The sequence below is a fragment of the Nocardia sp. X0981 genome (genome assembly GCF_977089955.1).
This window is the reverse complement of record NZ_OZ372435.1, coordinates 3,816,360-3,836,117: the sequence shown is the minus strand read 5'-3', so window position 1 is coordinate 3,836,117 and position 19,758 is coordinate 3,816,360. Positions and strand designations below refer to the sequence as shown.

Here is a 19,758-nt window from a genome sequence, read left to right as displayed (position 1 = left end):
ATTTTGGCTCGCCATCCTCCGCCGCCGCATCCACACCGGCAGCGAGACCCGCCGGCATCCGGGCGGAGGTATCCGCCCCACCGAACAGCGCCGCACCCCACCTCCGCGCTACCCGGCAGCACTCGCGGCGCCTCCCCGCGCGGCGGCGACCACGGCCAGGCAGAAATCGCCCATCCGCTCGACCTCCACATCCGACGGCTCCACGTTCGCCCACAGGTACTCCGAAAGCTTTCCCACCGTCGCGTACGCCGCCAGACCGGCAGCGAATTCCGGTTCGCGCACCCCGAGATCGGCGAACGGATCGTGCAGCAGCACGGCGAGCCGCCGGGGCGCCGACCCCGCCCGGCCTGTCACGAGATCCGCGCCGAGATCGCCGGTATGGCACAACACCGCCCGGGCGTCGGCGGCGAGCGCCGCGCCGGCCTGCGCCAGAATCGCCGCCACCCAGCAGCGGATCCGCTCTTGCGGGCCGGACTCCTTCGACATGCGGTGCACCACATAGTCCACCAGCCGTTCCGCGCCGTCGGCCAGCACCGCGGCCATCAGTGCGTCCTTGGAACGGAAATGCCGATAGAAGGCATCGTTGGAGAGCCCGGCCGCGGCCACGATATCCGCCACACGCGGGCGCGCACCCGGACCGCACCGGCGCACCTGCTCCAGAGCGGCGTCCAGGAGCCGGCGGATCTCGTCCGCGTACTCGGCTTCCCGCTCGGCCACCGCCTGCCGCGCGATCCGCCCGACCACCTCCGAGCGGGGATCCTTCGGCCCGATCGTGCCCGGCCTCATGCGATCGGCCGCCGAACTCGCCGAGACAACGGGGTACCGGTCATGAGCGATGAAGAATTCCTGGTCGAGCGGCGCGGGCCGGTCACCGTCCTCACCCTGAACCGCCCGCAGGCGCGCAATGCCCTGAACGGGAACCTGATCGCCGGGATCGGCGCCACCAACGGCACCGCGGTGGGCGGCGACCTCGCCGAACGGGTGAGACCGCATATCGGGGCGGTCTTCCCCCTCGAGCACACGGTCGAAGCGCTCCGCGAGGTCGCCGAAGGGTATGCCGTGGGCAAGGTGGTGATCGACCCGACCGCCCGAGCACGGTATCGCGGCGGGTGAACCACCCGGCCGCACTGTTCGGGCGGCGGTGCGGCGCGGGCGCCCCCGCGTCCGAGCCGCACGTGGGGCCGGACCGATACACGGAGCCCTTCCCACCGGCCGGTTCAGACCGCTCGAACCAGATCCTGACATCCGCGCAGATCCGCGAGCAGCACGGCACCCCCGTGGAAGACCTCGATACTCTCCTCCGCCTGCGGCCCGATACCGGCGGCGCCGAGCGCGCACCGTTTGAAGGCCCGGGCGGCCACACTCAGCCGGTGGTGCACCGAGGTCACCCGCGCGGCCAGTTCCTCCGGGAGGTCCTCTCCCCACACCGCGAGTTCGTTGAGTCCCCCGTCGAGGCAATCGATCACACCGGTCCGGACTCGTTCGTCGGCGACGAAGATCTCCGGCGCCACCAGAACGCTTTCCGGCCAGGTGTCGTGGACCGGTGAGTCCAGCGCGGTGGTCAGATCCACCACGGCGGCCCCCACGATCTCCAGGGGTCGTACCGCATCCGTTTCGGTGAGGACCGCGACGACCTCCCAGCCGGCCGCCATCCGGTCGAAGATCAGCCCGCCCGCGTACCGCACCACCTCGACGGTGTTCGGCGCCACGATGGCGAGCCGGTGCCGTAGGGGATGGCGACGGGCGTGCGCGCGCATGATCTCGACGGCGCACAATCCGGCACCTGCCCGGCCGGGAAGTTCGCCGGGCCGGGTCGCTCTGCCGATTCCATCCCGTGGGCTGCTCACCCGGTACTCCGTTCGACGAACCAACTGCTGAAACAGTAGGCCCGGCAATCATCATGTGATGCAGCTCTCAAGAAAGGAATGTTTATGCCATACATCACAAATCGAGATCCTTGGCAATGATAACTTTCATCACCTCACTGGTACCCGCGTAGATCCGGGCCACCCGGGCATCGTTGTACAGCCGGGCTATCGGGTACTCCATCATGTAGCCGTAGCCGCCGAAGAGCTGCAGACACCGGTCCACCACCCGGGCCTGGGTCTCGGTGGCGAACAGTTTCACCCGCGCGGCATCGGCACCGGAGAGAAACCCGTCCACCAGATCCCGCACACCCCGGTCCACCATGGTCTGCGCGGCCTCGATCTCGGCGGAGACGGCGGCGAGTTCGAATTTGGTGTTCTGGAACGAGGCCACCGGTGTGCCGAAAGCCTTGCGGTCCCTGACGTATTCGATCGTCGCGGTCAGCGCCGCCCGCGCCTGGGCCACCGACCCCACCGCCACGGTCATCCGCTCCTGCGGCAGATTGTGGCCGAGGTAGCCGAAGGCGGCACCCTCCTCCCCCAGCCGGTTGGCCACCGGAACCCGCACATCGGTGAACGACAGCTCCACCGTGTCCTGCACCTTGCAACCCATCTTGTCCAGCACCCGTCCCCTGGTGAAACCGGGCATCCCGTCCTCGACCACGAGCAGTGTCAGGCCCGCGCGCCGGTTGCCCGGATCGGTGGCGGTGCGGGCCACCACGACCACCAGATCGGCGAGCAGCCCCCCGGTGATGAAGGTTTTCGCCCCGTTGAGCACATAGTTCTCCCCGTCGCGCACGGCGGTGGTGCGGATACCGGCGAGATCGGATCCCGTACCCGGTTCGGTCATCGCCACAGCGGTGAGCAGGGTGCCGGCGGCGAGCCCGGGGAACCAGCGTTCGCGCTGGGTGGGGTCGGCGTATTCGAGGAAATAGGGCAGGATCACGTCGAGCTGGGTGCGCACGGTACCGAGGGTGACCAGCGCCCGCTGCGCTTCTTCCTGCAAGACCACGTTGTACCGGTAGTCCCGGATGCCCAGACCACCGTATTCCGCGGGGACGGCGGTCCCGAGCAACCCCAGATCCCCCAGTCGCCGGAAGACTTCACGCGGCATCCGGCCCCGCTTCTCCCATTCCGGATAGCGCGGGACGACCTCCTTCTCGATGAACTCCCGCGCCAGCGCCCGGAAGGCTTCGTGGTCGGCGGTGAACAGCTCGCGGCGCATATTCTTCCTAGGAGACGAGTTCTACGACGGTGACGCCGGCGGTGCCGCCGCCCTTACGTTCACCGACCGGAGTACGCACCGCGCCGGCGATCACCACTTCCCGCATCTACCCACTTCCTTTCCGCACGGCCCCACCGGCGGGCGGTAACGACCAGGCGCCGGTGAACCGGGCCGGACGTTTCCCGGCGAAGGCCGCATACGCCTCCGGGGCGTCGTCCGTGGCGAAGTTGATGCCTTGGGCCCGCGCCTCGCCCGCCAATGCCTCCCGCAATGTACTGTTCGCGCCCTCGTTGAGCAGCGCTTTCGACTGGGCCAGAGCCACCGGGGGCCCCGCCGCCAGCCGATCCGCGAGGTCGGCGGTGAACTGTTCGGCCTCGGCCGCGGCGACCACCCAGGTGACCAGGCCCAGCGTTTCGGCTCGCGCGGCGTCGACGGTTTCGGCGAGCAGCGCCAGCCGTTTGGCCTGCTGCAGACCCACCAGCTTGGGCAGCAGCCAGGAACCGCCGAGATCCAGCGACAGCCCCCGCCGGGCGAAGAGCTGCGCGAAAGTGGCGTCCGGGGTGGCCACCACCAGATCGCAGCCCAGCGCCAGATTCCAGCCCGCGCCCACGGCCACCCCGCGCACCAAGGCGACGGTGGGAACCGGCAGCTCGTGCAGGTGCAGTGCCAGATCGGTGAAGATCCGCATCTTGTCCAGGGGATGGCGGGCGTCGGGCACCGAGATATCGGCGCCCGAGCAGAACGCGCCCCCGGCCCCGGTGAGCACCAGCGCCCGGACCGCCCGGTCATCGGCGGTGTCCCGCAGGATATTCGCCAGCTCCCGCCACATCGCCCAGGTCATCGCGTTCTTACGCTGCGGCCGGTTCAGCGTCACCGTCCGTACCGGACCCCGGTCGGCGACGATCAGATCCGGTTCCGGCGCTTTCACGACCGCTCCCCGGCGCCCACGTATTCGGGGCCGATCACCGCATCGGCGCGTAGCGCGGCGATATCGGCCGCGGTGCGGCCCAGCTCCCGCAGGATCGCGCCGGTATGTTCCCCCAGACCCGGCACCGCGCCCATCCGCGGCTCGAAACCGCTGATCACGGCGGGCGGCAACAGGGCGGGTATCGGCCCACCGGGACTACCGATCTCGCGCCAGCGGTGGCGCTGCGCCAATTGCGGATGGGCGAGCACCTCGGCCGCGGTGTTGTAGCGCGCATTACCGATACCGGCATCGTCGGCCGCTTCCTGCACCTCGGCGAGGGTGTGCCGGGCACACCAGGCACCGATGGCCGCGTCCAGCGCCGGGCGGTGACGCACTCGATCGGTATTGGTGCGGAACCGGGTGTCTCCGGCCAGATCCGGACGGCACAGGACATCGCGGGCCAGCCGCTGCCATTCCCGGTCGTTGGTGGTGCCCAGCACCACGGTGTGCCCGTCCGCCGTGGCGTAGGCGCCATAGGGCGCCACGGCGGGTGAGCTCATACCCAGCGGCTGCTGTTCCACCCCGGAATGCCGGGTGTAGTGCAGGTGGTACCCCATCATCTCGGCCATGGTGTCGAACAGGCTGATACCGATCGCCGCACCGGCGGGCCCGGTTCCGCGATACCGCCCGCACAGGGTGGCCAGGATCGACAGTGCCGCGTACAGCCCCGTCGTCACATCCGCGACGGCGGGGCCGGGTTTGGCCGGTTCCCCGGGACGCCCGGTCACCGCGCACACCCCGGACTCCGCCTGGACGAGCAGGTCGTAGGCCCGCTTGTGCGAGAGCGGACCACCCGCACCGAAGCCGTCTATCTCCAGGGCGATCAACCGGGGGTGGCGCCGGGCCAGTTGCGGCGGGGCCACCCCCAGCCGGGCGGTCGCACCGGGCGCCAGATTCGACACCAGCACATCCGCGCGATCCAGCAGCTCGTGCAGGAGAGCCAGCCCGCGTTCGGATTTCAGATCCAGCGCCAGCGATTCCTTGCCCCGGTTCACCCAGACGAAATGGGCGGCCTGACCGGCCACCACATCGTCGTAGTGACGGGCGAAATCGCCACCGGCCGGGTTCTCCACCTTGATCACCCGGGCGCCGAAATCCGCGAGGGTGCGGGTACACATGGGGGCGGATACCGCCTGTTCCAGCGCTACCACCAGCACGCCCGCCAGCGGGCCGGACCCGGGCATCACATCACCATGCCACCGTCGACCGGCAGCACCTGTCCCGTCACGAACGACGCGGCATCGGAGGCCAGGAAGACGAAGGCACCGGCCACTTCGTCGGGTTCGGCCCAGCGGCGCAGCGGAATACGATTGCGCATCTGCTCGGCGAATTTCTCGTCGGTACGGATGGTTTCGGTCATCGGCGTAGCCGCCAGCGGGGCCAATGCGTTCACCAGGATGTTCTGGCGGGCGAGTTCCCGGGCCAGCGATTTCGTGAGACCGATGATCCCGGCTTTGGCGGCGGAATAGTTCACCTGGCCCAGCGTTCCGGTGAGCCCGGCGGAAGAGGTGACATTGATGATCCGGCCGGTTCCGTCCGACGGCAGATACGGCAGCACGGCCTGGCTGCAATGGAAGGTTCCCAGTACGTGCACATCGAAGATCCCGCGCATCGATTCCGGCGTAGTCTTCGGGAACATCGCCGGTGCGGTGATCCCGGCATTGTTCACGACGATGTGCACGGTTCCCGCACCCAGTTCGGCGGCCCGGCGGGCCGCCGCGGTGGCGGATCCGGGATCGGCCACGTCCAGTGCGCACGCCCGGGCCCGGCCGCCGTCCGCGGCGATCTTCTCCGCGACCGCACCGGCGGCCGCGCCGTCGAGGTCGGTGACCAGTACGGCCGCTCCGTGGGCGGCCAGCGCACGGGCCACCGCCGAGCCGATACCGCCCGCCGCCCCGGTGACCAGGGCCGCGCGCCCGGTCAGATCGAACAAACCGTTCTTCGCTGCCATCAGTAACTCCTCGGCATTCCCAACGCATGCGATCCCAGATAGTTGAGGATCATTTCCTGACTGATCGGCGCGATACGCATCACTCGCGCTTCCCGGAAATACCGGGAGACGTGGTACTCCTCCGAATAGCCCATCCCACCGTGGGTTTGCAGCGCCCAGTCGGCGGCTTCGAAACCGGCGTCCGCGCACAGATATTTGGCGGTATTGGCTTCCCGGCCACAGGGTTCGCCCCGGTCGTAGAGCCAGGTCGCCTTCCGCAGCACCAGCTCCGCCGCGTCCAACCGGGCCAGCGAGTCGGCGAGCGGGAACTGGATGCCCTGGTTCTTACCGATCGGGCGGCCGAAAACCTCGCGGTCACAGGCATAGCGGACCGCTCGATCCAGGGCCACCCGGCCCAGGCCGAGGGCTTCGGCCGCGATCAGCATCCGCTCGGGATTGAGGCCGTCGAGCAGATAGTCGAACCCGCGTCCTTCCTCGCCCACCCGGTCCTCGACCGGAATACGCAGATCGTCGATGAACACCTCGTTGGAGGACACCGCGTTGCGGCCCATCTTCGGAATCGGCCTGATATCCACGTGATCGCGATCGAGATCGGTGAGGAACAGCGTCATCCCCCCGGTCTTCTTCTCGACCTCGTCGTACTTCCGGGTGCGTGTCAGCAGCAGGATCTTCTCCGACTCCAGCGCTTTCGAGATCCACACCTTGCGCCCGTTCACCACATAGTGGTCGCCGGCGCGGCGGGCGAAGGTCGTGATCCGGCTGGTGTCCAGACCCGCCTCCGGTTCGGTGACACCGAAACATACGTGCAGATCCCCGCGGGCCACCCGCGGCAGGGTGCGCTGTTTCAGCTCTTCCGAACCGTGCACCACCACCGGTTGCATACCGAAAATGGACATATGGATCGCGGAGGCGGCGTTCATTCCGCCACCGGAGCGGGCGACCTGTTCGGCCAGAATCGAAGCCTCGGTGATTCCGAGACCGTGGCCGCCGTATTCCTCGGGGATACAGAGGCCCAGCCAGCCGCCGTCCGCGACAGCGCGATAGAACTCGGTGGGGAATTCGTGTTCCCGGTCCTTTTCCATCCAGTACCGATCGTCGAATTTCCGGGCCAGTTCGGCCACCGAATCCCGGATCAGCCGCTGATCCTCGGTCAGCTCGAAACTCATACCGTCGGACACATCAACTCCCTCTCGTCGAACACCGGCCGGTTCGCCTCCACCGCCGCGCGGGGTGCGTCACCGCGACAGCGCGCGGCTCCACCGCCGGGGCCACGGTCCGGCCCCGGCGTTCACCGGTTCACCGTGGCCGGGCCACCGGCCTCGCCCAGCTCACGACCGTCCCCACCGGGCAACCGGTCGGCGAGCTGGGCCAGGTCGTAGGACTGCCGGGCCATCCAGTACCGCAGCACGCCGGTCAGCGAGTAGCGCAGGAACAGCGCCGCGCCCACGATGCTCAGTGCCACCCCGGCCAGCGCGACGACGAGCGCGTCGCGCTGCACCAGCGCGTCGGAGGTGTTGTGCGACAGCAGATAGGCCAGCACGGTCACCACCGGACCCAGGATCAGCAGCGCGGCACCGGCTCGCAGCCACAGTGCGCCGCGCCCGGCGGCGGGATCGGGAATTCTCAGATCCGCGAGTTCCTGGACGAAACGGTCCGCACGAGTTGATTCGGTCATCGGGGACTTCCTAGGTAGAAGGTGGCCAATTCGCTGCGCAATCCGGCGTCGGGCGGGCCCTGGTGTTCGACCCGGCCGCGGATGAGGACGGCGGCGGAGTCGGCGATATCGAGAACGGCGGCGGCGAACTGTTCGACGATGAGCACCGCGACCCCCTGCCGGGCGATTTCGGCGACCTGCTCGTAGAGCCGGCCGACCACCAAGGGCGCCAGCCCCATGGACAATTCGTCCAGCATGAGCACCGCGGGGTCGGTGGCCAATCCGCGTGCCAGCGCCAGCATCTGCTGTTCGCCGCCGGACAGGGTGCCGGCCGTCTGCCCGGCGCGCTGGGCCAGGATCGGGAACCGGGCGAACGCGATTTCCTCGATCTCCGCGCGCGGCCGGCCGGTGAAGGTCATCATCAGCAGGTTGTCGCGCACGGTGAGGTTCGGGAAGATACCGCGGCCCTCCGGGATCAGGCATACCCCGGCTCGGGCCAGCGCGCGGGCGGCGACCCCGTTCACCCGGCGGCCGCCCAGCCACAGTTCCCCGTCCGTCACCGGATGCACGCCGGCGGCGACCGCGAGTGTGGTCGTCTTCCCCGCTCCGTTGGGGCCGAGCAACGCCACCACCGCACCGGCCCGCACGCTCAGGTCGACACCGTGCAGCACGGTGATCGTGTCGTAGGCGGCACGGATACCGCGCATTTCCAGCAGGGCGGTCATCGGTCCTCCCCCAGGTAGGCCGCGAGTACCCGGGCGTCACCGCGAATCGTCTCCGGCGGGCCGTCGGCGATGACCACGCCCAGATCGAGGACGTAGACGTGATCGCAGACGCTCATCACCAGGCCCATATCGTGTTCCACCAGCACCACCGCGGTTCCGTCGGCGGCGACCGAACGCAGCAGCCCGGCGAAACGCTCGGTTTCCGCGTCGTCCTGGCCGGCGGCGGGTTCGTCGAGCAGCAGCAGCGCCGGCCGCAGCGCCAGGGCACGGCCCACCTCCACCAGCCGGGCCGGCCCGGTGGGGAGGGAATCGGCGAGATCGCCGGCGCGCGCGCCGAGGCCGAGACGATCGAGGAGCTCGTCGGCGATCTGCTTCGCGTGCCGCCGGTGCGGGCCGAGTTCGGCGGCGACCAGCAGGTTGTCGCGCACCGAGAGCCGGCCGAACAGTTCCGAGCGCTGGAAGGTCCGGGCCATCCCGTGCCGGGCCCGCCGGGCGGGATCGAACCGGGTGATATCCCGCTCCCCCAGGCGGATCCGGCCCGCGACCGGTCGCCGCAGCCCGCAGATCACATCGAACAGAGTGCTCTTCCCGGCACCGTTCGGGCCGATCAAACCGGTGATCCGCCCGGCCTCGGCACGCAGCCCGGCGCCGTCGAGAGCCCGCCGGCCGCCGAAGGCGACGGTGATACCACTAACGTCCAGCAGTGATGGCATGATCGAGCACCTCCCTGTCCGACGGACGCCACGGCCGTTTCACACCCCACCACTCGACCGGCACATCGGATTCCGCCGCGACCGCGCGCTGTTCGCGATGGTTCGCCCAGATCCGCACCGTGAAAACACCGAGAACAGAACCCCAGAACAGGATCCAGCCGTCGATGGCACCGGCCAGGCGCAGCACCCACAGCAGCACCGGGATACCCACCATCGCCGCCAGCGCCGCCCGGTTACGGATCGCGGCCTCGAATCCCTCCCGGATCCGGGCCACCGCCCCATGGCTCACCACGCCGCCGCCGAAGGCGATACCGGCCAGTGCCGGGATCACGTGGACCAGGTTCTCGGTGGACGGGAAGAGCACCGGTACCGCCAGCAGCGGCCCGAACAGCGCGATACCCACGAACAGCCCGTTGCCCACCGCACCCAGTCCGGCGAACACCGCCACCAGGAAGAGGGGCAGACCCGCGACGAAGTTGAACTGTTCCGGGGTCACCGACCCCAGCTGCATTCCGTACAGCGCTCCGCCGAGCCCGGCCAGACCCGCGCCGAGCGCGAAAACCGCCACCTTGGCCAGCAGCAGGTTCCCGCCCAGCGTGGCGTAGGCGGCTTCGCTGTCGCGCAGGGCGATGAGCCGGCGGCCGTACCGCCCCCGGCGCAGCGCCGCGACCCCGAGGGTGGCCAGCGCCAGGCAGACCGCCGCGAACACGGTGATCCGCCCGGCGGTGTCCAGCGCCAGCCCGAACAGATTCGGCCCCACCACCTCGACCGAGCCCTGGTCGAAGAACGCGATGCGCACGCCCGCCACCTCGAACGCGGGCAGGGTGAAGATCCACCGGTCCAGCACCACCGCGAAGGCGGCGGTACCCAGCGCCAGGTACACGCCCGAGAGCCGTAGTGCGGGCAGTGCGACAAGCGCCCCGGCCGCGGCCGCGATCAGTACCGCGCCGAGCAGCCCCCACCATTGCCCGTCCGGGGCCAGATGCGCGTAGGCGAGGGCACCGATGCCCGCCATACTCAGCTGGGCCAGCGAAATCTGGCCCGCGTATCCGGACAGCGGGACGAAGGACAGCGCGATGACACCGAACGCGAACATCGGCCCGTAGGCGATGAGATCGCTTTCGCCGAGGGTGGTGGCGATCACCGAGCCGAGCACCACGATGAGCGCGGCGAAGAACACCGCGCCCCCGCGCGAGGGGATGGGTACGGGGCTCAGGGTGCGGTCACGCCCGCGCAACCGGTCGTGCGGGAACAGCAGCAGCGCCGCGAGCAGCAGCAGTGCCGGTGCCGCCAGGCGCAGCCCGGGCAGGTATTCGTTCTGCGGCAGGTAACCGGTCAGATAACTCTCCATCAGCCCCACCACGACCGCGCCGAGGAAGGTCATCGGCAGGCTGCGCAGCCGGCCGAAGATCGCGGCGGTGTAGGCGCTGACGATCAGCAGCGAGAGGGTGGCGGCATCCAGGGATACCGTCGGGGCGATGAGGATACCGCCTACCGCGGCCGATTCGATGCCGAGGATCCAGGCCACCCGGCCGGCGCGGACCGGGTCGGCACCGGTGAGCCCGGCCAGGGCCCGGTCGTCCACGGTGGCCCGCATTTCCGCACCGGTGCGGGTGTTGAACAGCAGTACCCGCAACGCCGCCGCCACCACGACCGCCACCAGCATGGTGAGAACCTGATGCCAGGTCACGGTCGCCGACCCGAGCCGGATCGGTTCGGCGTCGGCGAAGAAAACCGGTAGCGTACGCGCCTGTATCGGATCCCAGATCCAGCGCGCGGTGGCGATGAGACCGCTCAGCAGCGCGACAGTCATCACCAGCTTCTCCGCGTCACCCAGCCCTTGAACCGCCCGCAGCGCCCGCTCCACCAGCAGCCCGGACAGCGGGGCCAGGACCAGCAGCACGATGGCCAGCGCGACCGGTACCGGTACCCCCCAGCCGACGGTGAGCTGCCAGTAGGAGAACGCCGCCATCATGCCGGCGGCGCCGTGCGCGAAGTTGAAGACGCCGGTGGTCGTATGGGTGAGCACCAGGCCGCTGCCGATCACGGCGTAGACGGCCGCGGTGCTCAGCCCGACGATCCCGAAGGCGAGGAATTGGTCCATGGCAGGTTACTGGACGTCCGCCATGGTTTTGCCGACATCGGCGAGGGTCAGCGGTTCACCGTAGTCGCCGGTGTACCGGTACGGCGGGATATCACAGCGGAAGAGGCCGTTGTCGGCGCCGAAGTCCGCCGGTTTCCATCCCTCCGGCGTGGCCTGCATGACATTGAAGCAGGTCGGCGGCGCGTCCTTGTTCGACAGATCGTTCGGGCTGTGCAGACCACCGCCCGTCCACGCGGTTTCCCGCTGGGCGGTCTCCACCAGGCAGGTCCGGGTCAGCTCCGAGCCGCAGCTGTTCGCCGCCTTCGCGAACAGCAGCCATGCCGAGAAGGCGCGCACGGCGGGCAGGGTGATCACGGCATCCGGCGCGTACTGTTCGTACAGTTCCTGTAGCCGCCGCATGGCGGGTGCTTCGCCGGCCAGCTGCGGGGGCACCACCCCGCCCAGGTCCACCAGATTGTTCTGGAAGCTCGCCGAACGGCCCAGTAGATCGATGTAGTCGGGCCGGAAAGCGTTGTTGTTCGGGTCGATCCAGTCGAGCCGGTAATCCATCGAGGTCAGTTTTTCCTCGAGTTTGGCCAGCGGGGCGTCCTCGCCGTAGAAGATCAGTCCGCGGACTCCGCTGTTCTTGATGGCCTGCGCGTAGGGTGTCCAGTCGGTGACACCGCCTACGGGGTAGAGCTCGTTGTAGACGACGTTCGCGCCCATGGCCCGCAGCGATTCGACGGCCTTGTCACCCAGGATCTTGGTCACCGGGGAATCACCGTTGATGATGCCGACGGCGCCCGCCGACTGCGGATAGGCCTCTTCGGTGAGCCACTGCCGGAAACCGTTGTAGGGGTCGTAGTGGGCGTAGGTACTGGGTGAGGGGATCACCTGCAGATCGGTGCCGAGGTTCGGCTGCTGGGAGACCTGCGCCGGAATTTCGGGCAGGGTGCATTCCAGCCGTTCCTTCGCCCCGAGGCCGTCGAGTCCGGCCCCGCCCCCGACCAGCGCGAAATCGGTGCGGCAGGCCTCCACCATTTTCTGGCGGACCGCCATCATCTTCGCATCGTGGATCTCGGTGGTGATCGTGCGACCGTTGATACCGCCGGCGGCGTTGCACCAGGAGGTGAAAACCTTCGCGGCGTCGACGAACTCGGGGTTCTTCGAGTAGCCGATATCGGTGAAGACGCCGACGGTGATCTCGTTATCGGTGACGCCCTGGGTGGGCGCGCCCGAGGCGTCACCGTCCCGGCAGACACCGGTCAGGTCACCGAAATCGGCGTTCACCGGGCCGGTCGATGCGGCGGAATCGGTTTCGCTGCCATTGCGTCCGCCGCATCCGGCGGTGGCGAGCAGGGCCACGGCCAGTAGGGCGGCGGCTGTTCGCTTCGGTCTCACGATGGTCCTTTCTGCGCCGACCCCACCGGCCGGCCGAGCGTGATCGGGCGGGCGCGCGTCCCGCCCGTGCACCGAGCTCCATGCCCGGGGCTCCCCGGCGTATCCGGGTGTCGCGCCCAGCTCCCGGTGAGTGAAAACTAGCTTCTCACTTATCGAGAATCAATATCCTGCTTTTCGGGTACCCAACACTCCGGAAGGCCGGCACGAGCGCCACAGCCACATCGGACCCCCACCGCACCGCGTGGCCCTCACCTGTAGATAAGCCCTCGCGTTGACTAACCGGCCCATGCGTGGAAATCTGTTATTCGAAACTGAGAATACCATTCTCAGAGAGAGGAGGCGCGATGCGCGTACCACCGTTGCCCGCGGACCAATGGGACGAGGAAGTCGATGCCGCGCTCCGGGTGATGCTGCCGCGCGCGCTGCGCAACCCCGAATCCGCGAGCAACGCCCTGGCGACGCTGGTACGGCACCCGGCACTGACCAAGGCGTTCCTCACCCTGAACGTCCATCTGCTCTTCCGGTCCTCGCTACCACCCCGGATACGCGAACTCGTCATCCTGCGGGTCGCACACCGGCGCGACTGCGTCTACGAGTGGAACCACCACCGGCAAGCCGCTCTCGCCGAAGGGATCACCGCGCAGGAGATCGAAGCCGTCCGCCGCGGCGAGGCCGGTACCGAACCCGACCGGCTGATCCTGCGGGTGGTCGACGAACTCGACGAGAAATCGAATCTGTCCGATACCACCTGGGAGGCGCTGTGCGCGCTGCTCGACGAGCACCAGCGGATGGACCTGATCTTCACCGTCGGCACCTACAGCACACTCGCCGTGGCATTCAACACCCTCGGCATCCGCACCGAGTACGAGAGGTAATCCCTTGGCACACTTCAACAAGCCGGCTGCGGGTAGCTGGACCGAGAACTACCCCGACCTGGGCACCGGTCCGGTCGACTACACCGATTCCATCGACCCGCAGTTCTACGAGGACGAGCGCAACGCCATCTTCAAACGCACCTGGCTCAATGTCGGCCGGGTGGAACGGTTACCGCGCAAAGGCAGCTATTTCACCAAGGAACTCTCCTGCGCGGGCACCTCGCTGATCATCGTGCGGGGTAACGACGACGAGATCCACGCCTACCACAACATCTGCCGCCACCGCGGTAACAAACTGGTCTGGGACGATTTCCCCAACGAGGAGACCTCGGGCTTCTGCAAACAGTTCACCTGCAAATATCATGCCTGGCGCTACAGCCTGGAGGGCGAACTGACCTTCGTTCAGCAGGAGAAGGAGTTCTTCGGCCTCGACCGCGCCGACTACGGACTCGAGAGTGTGCGCTGCGAGGTGTGGGAAGGGTTCGTCTTCGTCAACCTCGACCCCGATGCCGAACCGCTGACCACCTTCCTCGGCCCCATGATCAAAGGGCTGGAAGGTTATCCGTTCCACGAGATGACCGAGGTGTTCAGCTACAAGGCCGAGATCGGCAGCAACTGGAAACTGTTCATCGACGCGTTCGCCGAGTTCTACCACGCGCCGATCCTGCACATGAAGCAGGCGGTCAAGGACGAGGCCGACAAACTCGCCGGCTACGGCTACGAGGCGCTGCACTACGAATTGCAGAAACCACATTCGATGATCTCCTCGTGGGGCGGGATGGCGCCCCCCAAGGACCTCGCGATGGTCAAACCGATCGAGCGGGTGCTGCGCAGCGGCCTGTTCGGTCCGTGGGACCGGCCCGATATCGAGGGCCTGGATCCGTTACCGGTGGGCATCAATCCCAGCGGCCACCGCGCCTGGGGGGTGGACGAATTCGAGATCTGGCCCAACTTCTCACTGCTGTTCTGGGCGCCGGGGTGGTATCTCACCTACCACTACTGGCCGACCGCGGTGGACCGCCACATCTTCGAGGCCAACCTGTACTTCGTCCCCGCCAGAACGGCCCGGGAACGGCTGGCCCAGGAACTGGCCGGGGTGACATTCAAGGAATACGCGCTCCAGGACGCCAACACCCTCGAGGCCACCCAGACCATGCTGGCGACCCGCACCGTCACCGAATTCCCCCTCAATGATCAGGAGATCCTGCTCCGTCACCTGCACAGGACGGCCCGGGACACAGTCGAGGAGTACCGCAATGGCAACCGCTGAACAAGCCACCGAGGCCGCACTACCCGCCGAATTCGCCGATCTGGCACCGTTCGCCGACTGGATCCTGGCCACCGAACCCGAGCGATACGCCAAACGTCTGGCCTCGACCATGCCGGATATGCAGGCCTTCTACGACGCGGCCTTCCCACGTCTCGAGGACGCCATCGCCTACTGCGACCGCTTCCCGCTGGACGATCTGCCCGAGGACGCGCGCAACCTGTTCCATCTGCTGCAGTCGCTGGTGATGGTGTCGTTCCCGGTGGAGGTGTGGAAGCAACCGCGGGTGCCCGACAGCGGGGCGGCCTATCTCGATATCGTGCGGGAGCCGGTGGTCTGACCGTGCTGACCCTGCGAGCCGCCGGGCTGCTCGACGTGGATACCGGCGAGATCGTCCGGCCCGGCATCCTGCGTATCGACGGCGACCGGATCGCCGGCGTCGGGGGCGCGCCGGAAGGGGAGATCGTCGAGCTCGGTGATCTCGTCCTGCTGCCCGGCCTGATGGACATGGAGGTGAACCTCCTGATGGGCGGGCGGGGTGAAACCGGCCTGACCTCCTCGGTTCAGGACGACCCGCCGCTGCGGATGCTGCGCGCGGTGGGTAACGCCCGGCGCACCCTGCGTGCCGGGTTCACCACCGTGCGCAATCTGGGCCTGTTCGTCAAAACCGGTGGCTATCTGCTGGATGTGGCCCTGGGCAAAGCGATCGACGCCGGGTGGATCGACGGCCCGCGCATCGTGCCCGCGGGCCACGCCATCACACCCACCGGTGGTCACCTCGACCCCACCATGTTCTCCGGGTTCGCCCCCGACGTGCTGAAACTGACGCTGGAGGAGGGCATCGCCAACGGGGTGGACGAGGTACGCAAGGCCGTGCGCTACCAGATCAAGCACGGCGCCCAGCTGATCAAGGTCTGCGTTTCGGGCGGGGTGATGTCGCTGACGGGCGCCCCGGGCGCACAGCACTACTCCACCGAGGAGCTGCGGGCGATCGTGGACGAGGCGCACCGGCGGGGGTTGCGGGTCGCCGCGCACACGCACGGAGCGGAGGCGGTGAAGGAGGCGGTCGGCGCCGGGATCGACTGTATCGAGCACGGCTTCCTGATCGACGACGAAGCCATCGACCTCATGGTCCGCGAAGGCACCTATCTGGTGCCGACCACCCGGCTGGCCGACGCCATGGACGTATCCAGGGCGGCGCCGGAACTGCAGGCCAAGGCCGCCGACATGTTCCCCCGGGCCCGTACTTCGGTGAAGGCGGCCTTCGACGCCGGAGTGAAGATCGCGGCCGGTACCGACGCACCGGCCATTCCCCACGGCCGCAATGCCGACGAACTGGTGGCGCTGGTCGACCGCGGCCTGGACCCGCTGTCGGTGCTGCGCGCGGCGACCGTCACCGCGGCGGAGCTGATCCGGGTCGCGGATCGCGGCCGGCTGGCCGAAGGCCTGCTGGCGGACGTGATCGGGGTGCCCGGCGATCCGCTGGCCGATATCACCGTCACCCAGCGGGTGCGGTTCGTGATGAAAGGTGGGAAGACCTATGTCGGCAACCGATGACCTGATCGAGATCCAGCAACTGCTGGCCCGCTACGCGGTGACCATCACCCGGGGCGATATCGACGGTGTGATCGGCGTGTTCACCCCCGACGGCACCTACAGCGCGTTCGGCGACACCTACACCCTCGACGTGTTCCCCGAACTCGTGGCCGCCGCACCGAAGGGCCTCTTCCTCACCGGCACGCCGCTGATCGAACTGGACGGTGATACCGGCACCGGTACCCAGCCCCTGTGCTTCGTCGAGCATTCGAGCCATGATATGCGGATCGGCTACTACACCGATACCTATCGGCGCACCGAGCAGGGCTGGCGGCTGCGCACCCGCGCCATGACCTTCATCCGGCGCAGCGGGGTGCACGATTCCGGTATCCCGCATGCCTTCGAGCGGCCCGCGGTGGACACAGCATGAAGGTGGCGGAATTCCGCACCCGCCTGCGCACCTGGCTGGACGAGCACGACCTCACCCCCGGACCCGAAACCGGTTTCGACGCCCAGGTCGCCCAACTGGGCCGGGTGCGCCGCGCCCTCTACGACGCGGGCTGGATGCGGTACGGCTGGCCGGAGACGGTCGGCGGGCTGGGCGGCGAGCCGCTGTTGCGGGCGATACTCGGTGAGGAGATCGCCACCCGCGGCCTCGCCGAGCCCGGGATCTACTCCATGGTCGAGGTACTCGCGCCCACCGTGATCTCCTACGCCCGCCCCGAGTTGGCCGCGCGTACGGTGCCCCGGCTCCTCGACGGCAGCGAACAGTGGTGCCAGGGTTTCTCCGAACCCGGCTCCGGTTCGGATCTCGCCTCGCTGCGCACCCGGGCCGAACCCCGCGGCACGGACTGGGTGGTCGACGGGCAGAAAGTGTGGACCAGCCTGGCGCAGTTCGCGTCCCGCTGCGTTCTGCTGACCCGCACCGGGCCTGGCCACGACGGGATCACCGCCTTCTTCATCGATATGGACACCCCAGGGATCACGGTCCGGCCGTTGCGCACGATGCACGGGGTGGATGAATTCGCCGAGGTGTTCTTCGACGGGGTCGTGGTGCCCGCCGACCGAATGCTGGGCCGGCCCGGCGACGGCTGGCGGGTGGCGATGGACCTGCTGCCCTACGAGCGCTCCACCTGTTTCTGGCATCGGATCGCCTATCTCTTCACCCGCCTGGACCGGGTACTGGACCGGACCGCGGCGGCCACCGACGATGCCGACCTCGGCGCCGCCTACCTGGCGTTGCACACGGTGCGCTGCCGGTCCCGCGCCACCCAGCGACGGCTCGCCGCCGGCGCCGCGCTGGGCCCGGAGACCTCCATCGACAAGGTGCTGCTGGCGACGGCGGAACAGCAGCTGTTCGATACGGCCCGGGATCTGCTGCCGGGCGAGATCGAACTCGCCGATAGCGAGTGGCGCCCGGAGTTCCTGTATTCGCGGGCGGCGACCATCTACGGCGGCACAGCCGAGATCCAGCGCAATATCATCGCCCGCCGCCTGCTCGATCTGGGGAAGGAGTGAGGTGGACGCCGAGGAACAGACCCTGCTCGCCGATACGCTCCGTAAGACGATGAGCGCGGCCACCGGAGCCGAACTGTATGCGGCACTGTGCGCTCTGGGCTGGCCGGAGCTGCTCACCGGGCCCCCGGAAACCGCCGAGATCGCCGTGGCGCTGGTGTTCCGGCTCCTCGGCGAGACCGGCGCGCACGCGCCGCTGCTCAACGATGTCTTCGCGCACGCGGCCGGTCGCGCCCCGGGCGAAGCCGTTCCTCTTCCGTTCACGGGCGGCATCCTGATGCGCTGGAGTTACACCGACGCTGCGGACTCCGGCCTGCTCGACCCCGAGCTCCCCTTGTTCCGCATCGGCGTGACCACCGGCTCCTCCGCGGTCATCGCTGATCCGCCCCCTGCCGCGGCCCGGCGGGCGCTGAGCTGGTGGCTGGTGGGCTCGGCGCGCGCCATGCTGGGCCTGGCCCGTACGCACGCGCTGCGGCGGCACCAGTTCGGCAGGCCCGTGGCCGGTTTCCAGGCGATCCGGCACCGGCTCGCCGAATCGCTGGTCGCCATCGAGGGAGCCGAGGCCACCCTGGGGCTCTCCGCCCGGGACGCGGACCATCCCGCACTCCCCGGTGGCCGCCCCTTGCGACCGGCCGAATTCGATACGCTGAGCGGGCTGCTGGCCAAGGCCGCGGCCGGACGCGCGGCACTGTTCACCGCGCGGAACTGCCAGCAGGTATTGGGTGGGATCGGTTTCACGGCCGAACACGAGTTCCATCGTCACTACCGGCGCGCACTGGTGCTCGACGGTTTACTCGGCAGTGCCCGGGAGCTCACCCGGGAGGCCGGCGCGATCCTGCGCGCCCTCGGTTACGCCCCCCGGTTACCCCAGCTGTGATTCCACTGATCGGCGATGCCCTCGCCCTGGTCGGCGCGCCAGGGCGGTGGCCGGATTTCCCGGCTCGACGCCGCCCGGGCGGGCGCTCCGGCTGCCGGGGCCGGATTCCGGTCACCCGCAGGCCTGCGAGGTACCTCCGGATATGGCGACCAGACCACACATCGTGGAGGCCGCGATCTTCCATCCCTCGGGTTCCCGGACCGCGTGGCCGAGTTGATCGCTCACCACCGGGTTACCGGAAATCTGGAGAGTGAAACGCAATTCGGCGCGTTCCGGTCCGAGCAGCGTCACATCGGCGATTTCCACCGTGGTGAGCGCGGTCCGGATATGGTTCACCATTCCGGATATCTCGGTTTCGAATTCGTCACCGCGTTCGACCAGGGCGATCCGGTCCGCGGTCGAGGTTCCGGGATCGAAGAACGCTTCGTAGACGCCGGTGATCGCGGCGCTCGCCGCCGCCGGTGAATCGGCTCCGGCGGCGGCCGGAGCGGCTGTTTCTTCGACCACGGCTGCGGCCGGGGCCGCGGTTGTGGGCAGGACATAGCAGTTGTCGGGGCCGAAGAAGTTGCCGCAGCCGGTGATCGCGGTCAGGGCGAGCGCGATACCACCGGCCGCGGCACAACGGGCCGCCCGGCGTCTTCGTAACATCTGTTCAACTTTCTGAAGAGTGCTGATAGGCGGTATCGCGAAGGGCGTTACCGCAGCTGTCGCGGGAGTGTAGCCCGGTATCCGCAGGGGTTCAGGCGGATTCACGGTATTTGATCGGAGAAATATCCGGCCTATTACGCGGGCTTCCCGTCCCGGTGCGCGGGACCCGCCGGACGGCCGGATCAGCCGCGAGCCGGCACGGTTTCCCTGCCGCCCCGCACCAGCGGCAGCGCGCAGCACGTCACGGCGGCCCCTTCCAGCTATCGCCCTCCCCGATCGCCTGTCCCGGCTGTCCGGCAGTAGCGGACCGCCGCCCGGCAGCAGGTGTAGGCGATATCGGTGGTTTTCGCGCCGAGCACCCGCACACCGGAGACGTCATACCGGCACTCGGAGCGCGGGCCCGCGGCCGTCCCCGGAGCACCGAGCCGAGGGTGTTCCTTTCCGGCCGGACGGTCA

21 protein-coding genes are annotated in these 19,758 nt (G+C 68.6%); 8 read left to right on the top strand and 13 right to left on the bottom strand.

Translation table 11 applies throughout. From position 1 onward, the window contains the following. Window positions 1-108: 108 nt before the first annotated feature. Window positions 109-786: a TetR/AcrR family transcriptional regulator gene (locus tag ACYR7D_RS17230; RefSeq protein ID WP_459545596.1), complete on the bottom strand. Its 678-nt coding sequence runs from the start codon at window positions 784-786 to the stop codon at window positions 109-111. 42 nt (window positions 787-828) lie between these two features. Between ACYR7D_RS17230 and ACYR7D_RS17225 the strand changes: the two genes are divergently transcribed. Further along, a complete protein-coding gene (locus ACYR7D_RS17225; protein ID WP_459545595.1) occupies window positions 829-1,113 on the top strand; it encodes a zinc-binding dehydrogenase in 285 nt (94 codons plus the stop codon). A gap of 104 nt (window positions 1,114-1,217) precedes the next feature. On the opposite strand, the gene ACYR7D_RS17220 is transcribed toward ACYR7D_RS17225, so the two are convergent. The 11 genes from ACYR7D_RS17220 to ACYR7D_RS17170 all read right to left on the bottom strand — a co-directional run bounded on the left by ACYR7D_RS17220 (window position 1,218) and on the right by ACYR7D_RS17170 (window position 12,584). After that, entirely contained in the window at window positions 1,218-1,847 is a 630-nt protein-coding gene (locus ACYR7D_RS17220) for a hypothetical protein (protein WP_459545594.1), read from the bottom strand. Between the two features lie 94 nt (window positions 1,848-1,941). Beyond that, entirely contained in the window at window positions 1,942-3,090 is a 1,149-nt protein-coding gene (locus tag ACYR7D_RS17215; RefSeq protein WP_459545593.1) for an acyl-CoA dehydrogenase family protein, read from the bottom strand. 106 nt (window positions 3,091-3,196) lie between these two features. Further along, a complete protein-coding gene (locus ACYR7D_RS17210) occupies window positions 3,197-4,018 on the bottom strand; it encodes an enoyl-CoA hydratase/isomerase family protein (RefSeq protein WP_459545592.1) in 822 nt (273 codons plus the stop codon). Next, window positions 4,015-5,241: a CaiB/BaiF CoA transferase family protein gene (locus tag ACYR7D_RS17205; protein ID WP_459545591.1), complete on the bottom strand. Its 1,227-nt coding sequence runs from the start codon at window positions 5,239-5,241 to the stop codon at window positions 4,015-4,017. The genes ACYR7D_RS17210 and ACYR7D_RS17205 overlap by 4 nt, the downstream gene beginning before the upstream one ends. Continuing rightward, window positions 5,241-6,008, bottom strand: a complete 768-nt coding sequence (locus ACYR7D_RS17200; RefSeq protein WP_459545590.1) for an SDR family NAD(P)-dependent oxidoreductase — start codon at window positions 6,006-6,008, stop codon at window positions 5,241-5,243. Before ACYR7D_RS17200 ends, ACYR7D_RS17205 begins: the two co-directional genes overlap by 1 nt. Then, the gene (locus tag ACYR7D_RS17195; protein ID WP_459550197.1) at window positions 6,008-7,174 is read right to left on the bottom strand and encodes an acyl-CoA dehydrogenase family protein; all 1,167 of its coding nucleotides are present in this window, start codon (window positions 7,172-7,174) and stop codon (window positions 6,008-6,010) included. Before ACYR7D_RS17195 ends, ACYR7D_RS17200 begins: the two co-directional genes overlap by 1 nt. 122 nt (window positions 7,175-7,296) lie before the next feature. Then, window positions 7,297-7,683, bottom strand: a complete 387-nt coding sequence (locus ACYR7D_RS17190; RefSeq protein WP_459545589.1) for a hypothetical protein — start codon at window positions 7,681-7,683, stop codon at window positions 7,297-7,299. After that, window positions 7,680-8,387 carry an ABC transporter ATP-binding protein gene (locus ACYR7D_RS17185; RefSeq protein WP_459545588.1) on the bottom strand — a complete coding sequence of 236 codons (708 nt, stop codon included), beginning with the start codon at window positions 8,385-8,387 and terminating at the stop codon, window positions 7,680-7,682. Before ACYR7D_RS17185 ends, ACYR7D_RS17190 begins: the two co-directional genes overlap by 4 nt. Then, window positions 8,384-9,100, bottom strand: a complete 717-nt coding sequence (locus ACYR7D_RS17180; RefSeq protein WP_459545587.1) for an ABC transporter ATP-binding protein — start codon at window positions 9,098-9,100, stop codon at window positions 8,384-8,386. Before ACYR7D_RS17180 ends, ACYR7D_RS17185 begins: the two co-directional genes overlap by 4 nt. After that, window positions 9,078-11,204, bottom strand: a complete 2,127-nt coding sequence (locus tag ACYR7D_RS17175) for an ABC transporter permease subunit (protein WP_459545586.1) — start codon at window positions 11,202-11,204, stop codon at window positions 9,078-9,080. The genes ACYR7D_RS17180 and ACYR7D_RS17175 overlap by 23 nt, the downstream gene beginning before the upstream one ends. Window positions 11,205-11,210: 6 nt before the next feature. Then, window positions 11,211-12,584 (bottom strand): ABC transporter substrate-binding protein, encoded by a 1,374-nt coding sequence (locus ACYR7D_RS17170; RefSeq protein WP_459545585.1) that lies wholly within the window; start codon window positions 12,582-12,584, stop codon window positions 11,211-11,213. Between the two features lie 344 nt (window positions 12,585-12,928). On the opposite strand from ACYR7D_RS17170, the gene ACYR7D_RS17165 reads away from it, so the two are divergent. The 7 genes from ACYR7D_RS17165 to ACYR7D_RS17135 are packed head-to-tail and all read left to right on the top strand — an operon-like array spanning window position 12,929 to window position 18,654. Then, window positions 12,929-13,459 carry a carboxymuconolactone decarboxylase family protein gene (locus tag ACYR7D_RS17165; RefSeq protein WP_459545584.1) on the top strand — a complete coding sequence of 177 codons (531 nt, stop codon included), beginning with the start codon at window positions 12,929-12,931 and terminating at the stop codon, window positions 13,457-13,459. 4 nt (window positions 13,460-13,463) lie between these two features. Further along, the gene (locus ACYR7D_RS17160) at window positions 13,464-14,729 is read left to right on the top strand and encodes an aromatic ring-hydroxylating oxygenase subunit alpha (RefSeq protein WP_459545583.1); all 1,266 of its coding nucleotides are present in this window, start codon (window positions 13,464-13,466) and stop codon (window positions 14,727-14,729) included. Beyond that, window positions 14,716-15,066, top strand: a complete 351-nt coding sequence (locus ACYR7D_RS17155; RefSeq protein ID WP_459545582.1) for a hypothetical protein — start codon at window positions 14,716-14,718, stop codon at window positions 15,064-15,066. Before ACYR7D_RS17160 ends, ACYR7D_RS17155 begins: the two co-directional genes overlap by 14 nt. 2 nt (window positions 15,067-15,068) lie before the next feature. Next, the gene (locus ACYR7D_RS17150) at window positions 15,069-16,283 is read left to right on the top strand and encodes a metal-dependent hydrolase family protein (RefSeq protein WP_459545581.1); all 1,215 of its coding nucleotides are present in this window, start codon (window positions 15,069-15,071) and stop codon (window positions 16,281-16,283) included. Beyond that, window positions 16,267-16,692 carry a nuclear transport factor 2 family protein gene (locus tag ACYR7D_RS17145; RefSeq protein ID WP_459545580.1) on the top strand — a complete coding sequence of 142 codons (426 nt, stop codon included), beginning with the start codon at window positions 16,267-16,269 and terminating at the stop codon, window positions 16,690-16,692. The genes ACYR7D_RS17150 and ACYR7D_RS17145 overlap by 17 nt, the downstream gene beginning before the upstream one ends. Beyond that, the gene (locus ACYR7D_RS17140; protein WP_459545579.1) at window positions 16,689-17,780 is read left to right on the top strand and encodes an acyl-CoA dehydrogenase family protein; all 1,092 of its coding nucleotides are present in this window, start codon (window positions 16,689-16,691) and stop codon (window positions 17,778-17,780) included. The genes ACYR7D_RS17145 and ACYR7D_RS17140 overlap by 4 nt, the downstream gene beginning before the upstream one ends. 49 nt (window positions 17,781-17,829) lie before the next feature. Continuing rightward, complete coding sequence (locus ACYR7D_RS17135; RefSeq protein WP_459550196.1) at window positions 17,830-18,654, top strand: acyl-CoA dehydrogenase family protein; 825 nt, start codon at window positions 17,830-17,832, stop codon at window positions 18,652-18,654. Between the two features lie 111 nt (window positions 18,655-18,765). On the opposite strand, the gene ACYR7D_RS17130 is transcribed toward ACYR7D_RS17135, so the two are convergent. Next, window positions 18,766-19,302: a hypothetical protein gene (locus ACYR7D_RS17130; protein ID WP_459545578.1), complete on the bottom strand. Its 537-nt coding sequence runs from the start codon at window positions 19,300-19,302 to the stop codon at window positions 18,766-18,768. Between the last annotated feature and the right edge of the window lie 456 nt (window positions 19,303-19,758).

Bases quoted from the DNA above. Each gene is read 5' to 3' on its own strand.
- ACYR7D_RS17230 (WP_459545596.1), bottom strand. From the start codon at position 786: ATGAGGCCGGGCACGATCGGGCCGAAGGATCCCCGCTCGGAGGTGGTC.
- ACYR7D_RS17225 (WP_459545595.1), top strand. From the start codon at position 829: ATGAGCGATGAAGAATTCCTGGTCGAGCGGCGCGGGCCGGTCACCGTC.
- ACYR7D_RS17215 (WP_459545593.1), bottom strand. From the start codon at position 3,090: ATGCGCCGCGAGCTGTTCACCGCCGACCACGAAGCCTTCCGGGCGCTG.
- ACYR7D_RS17205 (WP_459545591.1), bottom strand. From the start codon at position 5,241: ATGCCCGGGTCCGGCCCGCTGGCGGGCGTGCTGGTGGTAGCGCTGGAA.
- ACYR7D_RS17200 (WP_459545590.1), bottom strand. From the start codon at position 6,008: ATGGCAGCGAAGAACGGTTTGTTCGATCTGACCGGGCGCGCGGCCCTG.
- ACYR7D_RS17195 (WP_459550197.1), bottom strand. From the start codon at position 7,174: ATGAGTTTCGAGCTGACCGAGGATCAGCGGCTGATCCGGGATTCGGTG.
- ACYR7D_RS17190 (WP_459545589.1), bottom strand. From the start codon at position 7,683: ATGACCGAATCAACTCGTGCGGACCGTTTCGTCCAGGAACTCGCGGAT.
- ACYR7D_RS17185 (WP_459545588.1), bottom strand. From the start codon at position 8,387: ATGACCGCCCTGCTGGAAATGCGCGGTATCCGTGCCGCCTACGACACG.
- ACYR7D_RS17180 (WP_459545587.1), bottom strand. From the start codon at position 9,100: ATGCCATCACTGCTGGACGTTAGTGGTATCACCGTCGCCTTCGGCGGC.
- ACYR7D_RS17175 (WP_459545586.1), bottom strand. From the start codon at position 11,204: ATGGACCAATTCCTCGCCTTCGGGATCGTCGGGCTGAGCACCGCGGCC.
- ACYR7D_RS17165 (WP_459545584.1), top strand. From the start codon at position 12,929: ATGCGCGTACCACCGTTGCCCGCGGACCAATGGGACGAGGAAGTCGAT.
- ACYR7D_RS17155 (WP_459545582.1), top strand. From the start codon at position 14,716: ATGGCAACCGCTGAACAAGCCACCGAGGCCGCACTACCCGCCGAATTC.
- ACYR7D_RS17145 (WP_459545580.1), top strand. From the start codon at position 16,267: ATGTCGGCAACCGATGACCTGATCGAGATCCAGCAACTGCTGGCCCGC.
- ACYR7D_RS17140 (WP_459545579.1), top strand. From the start codon at position 16,689: ATGAAGGTGGCGGAATTCCGCACCCGCCTGCGCACCTGGCTGGACGAG.
- ACYR7D_RS17135 (WP_459550196.1), top strand. From the start codon at position 17,830: ATGAGCGCGGCCACCGGAGCCGAACTGTATGCGGCACTGTGCGCTCTG.
- ACYR7D_RS17130 (WP_459545578.1), bottom strand. From the start codon at position 19,302: ATGTTACGAAGACGCCGGGCGGCCCGTTGTGCCGCGGCCGGTGGTATC.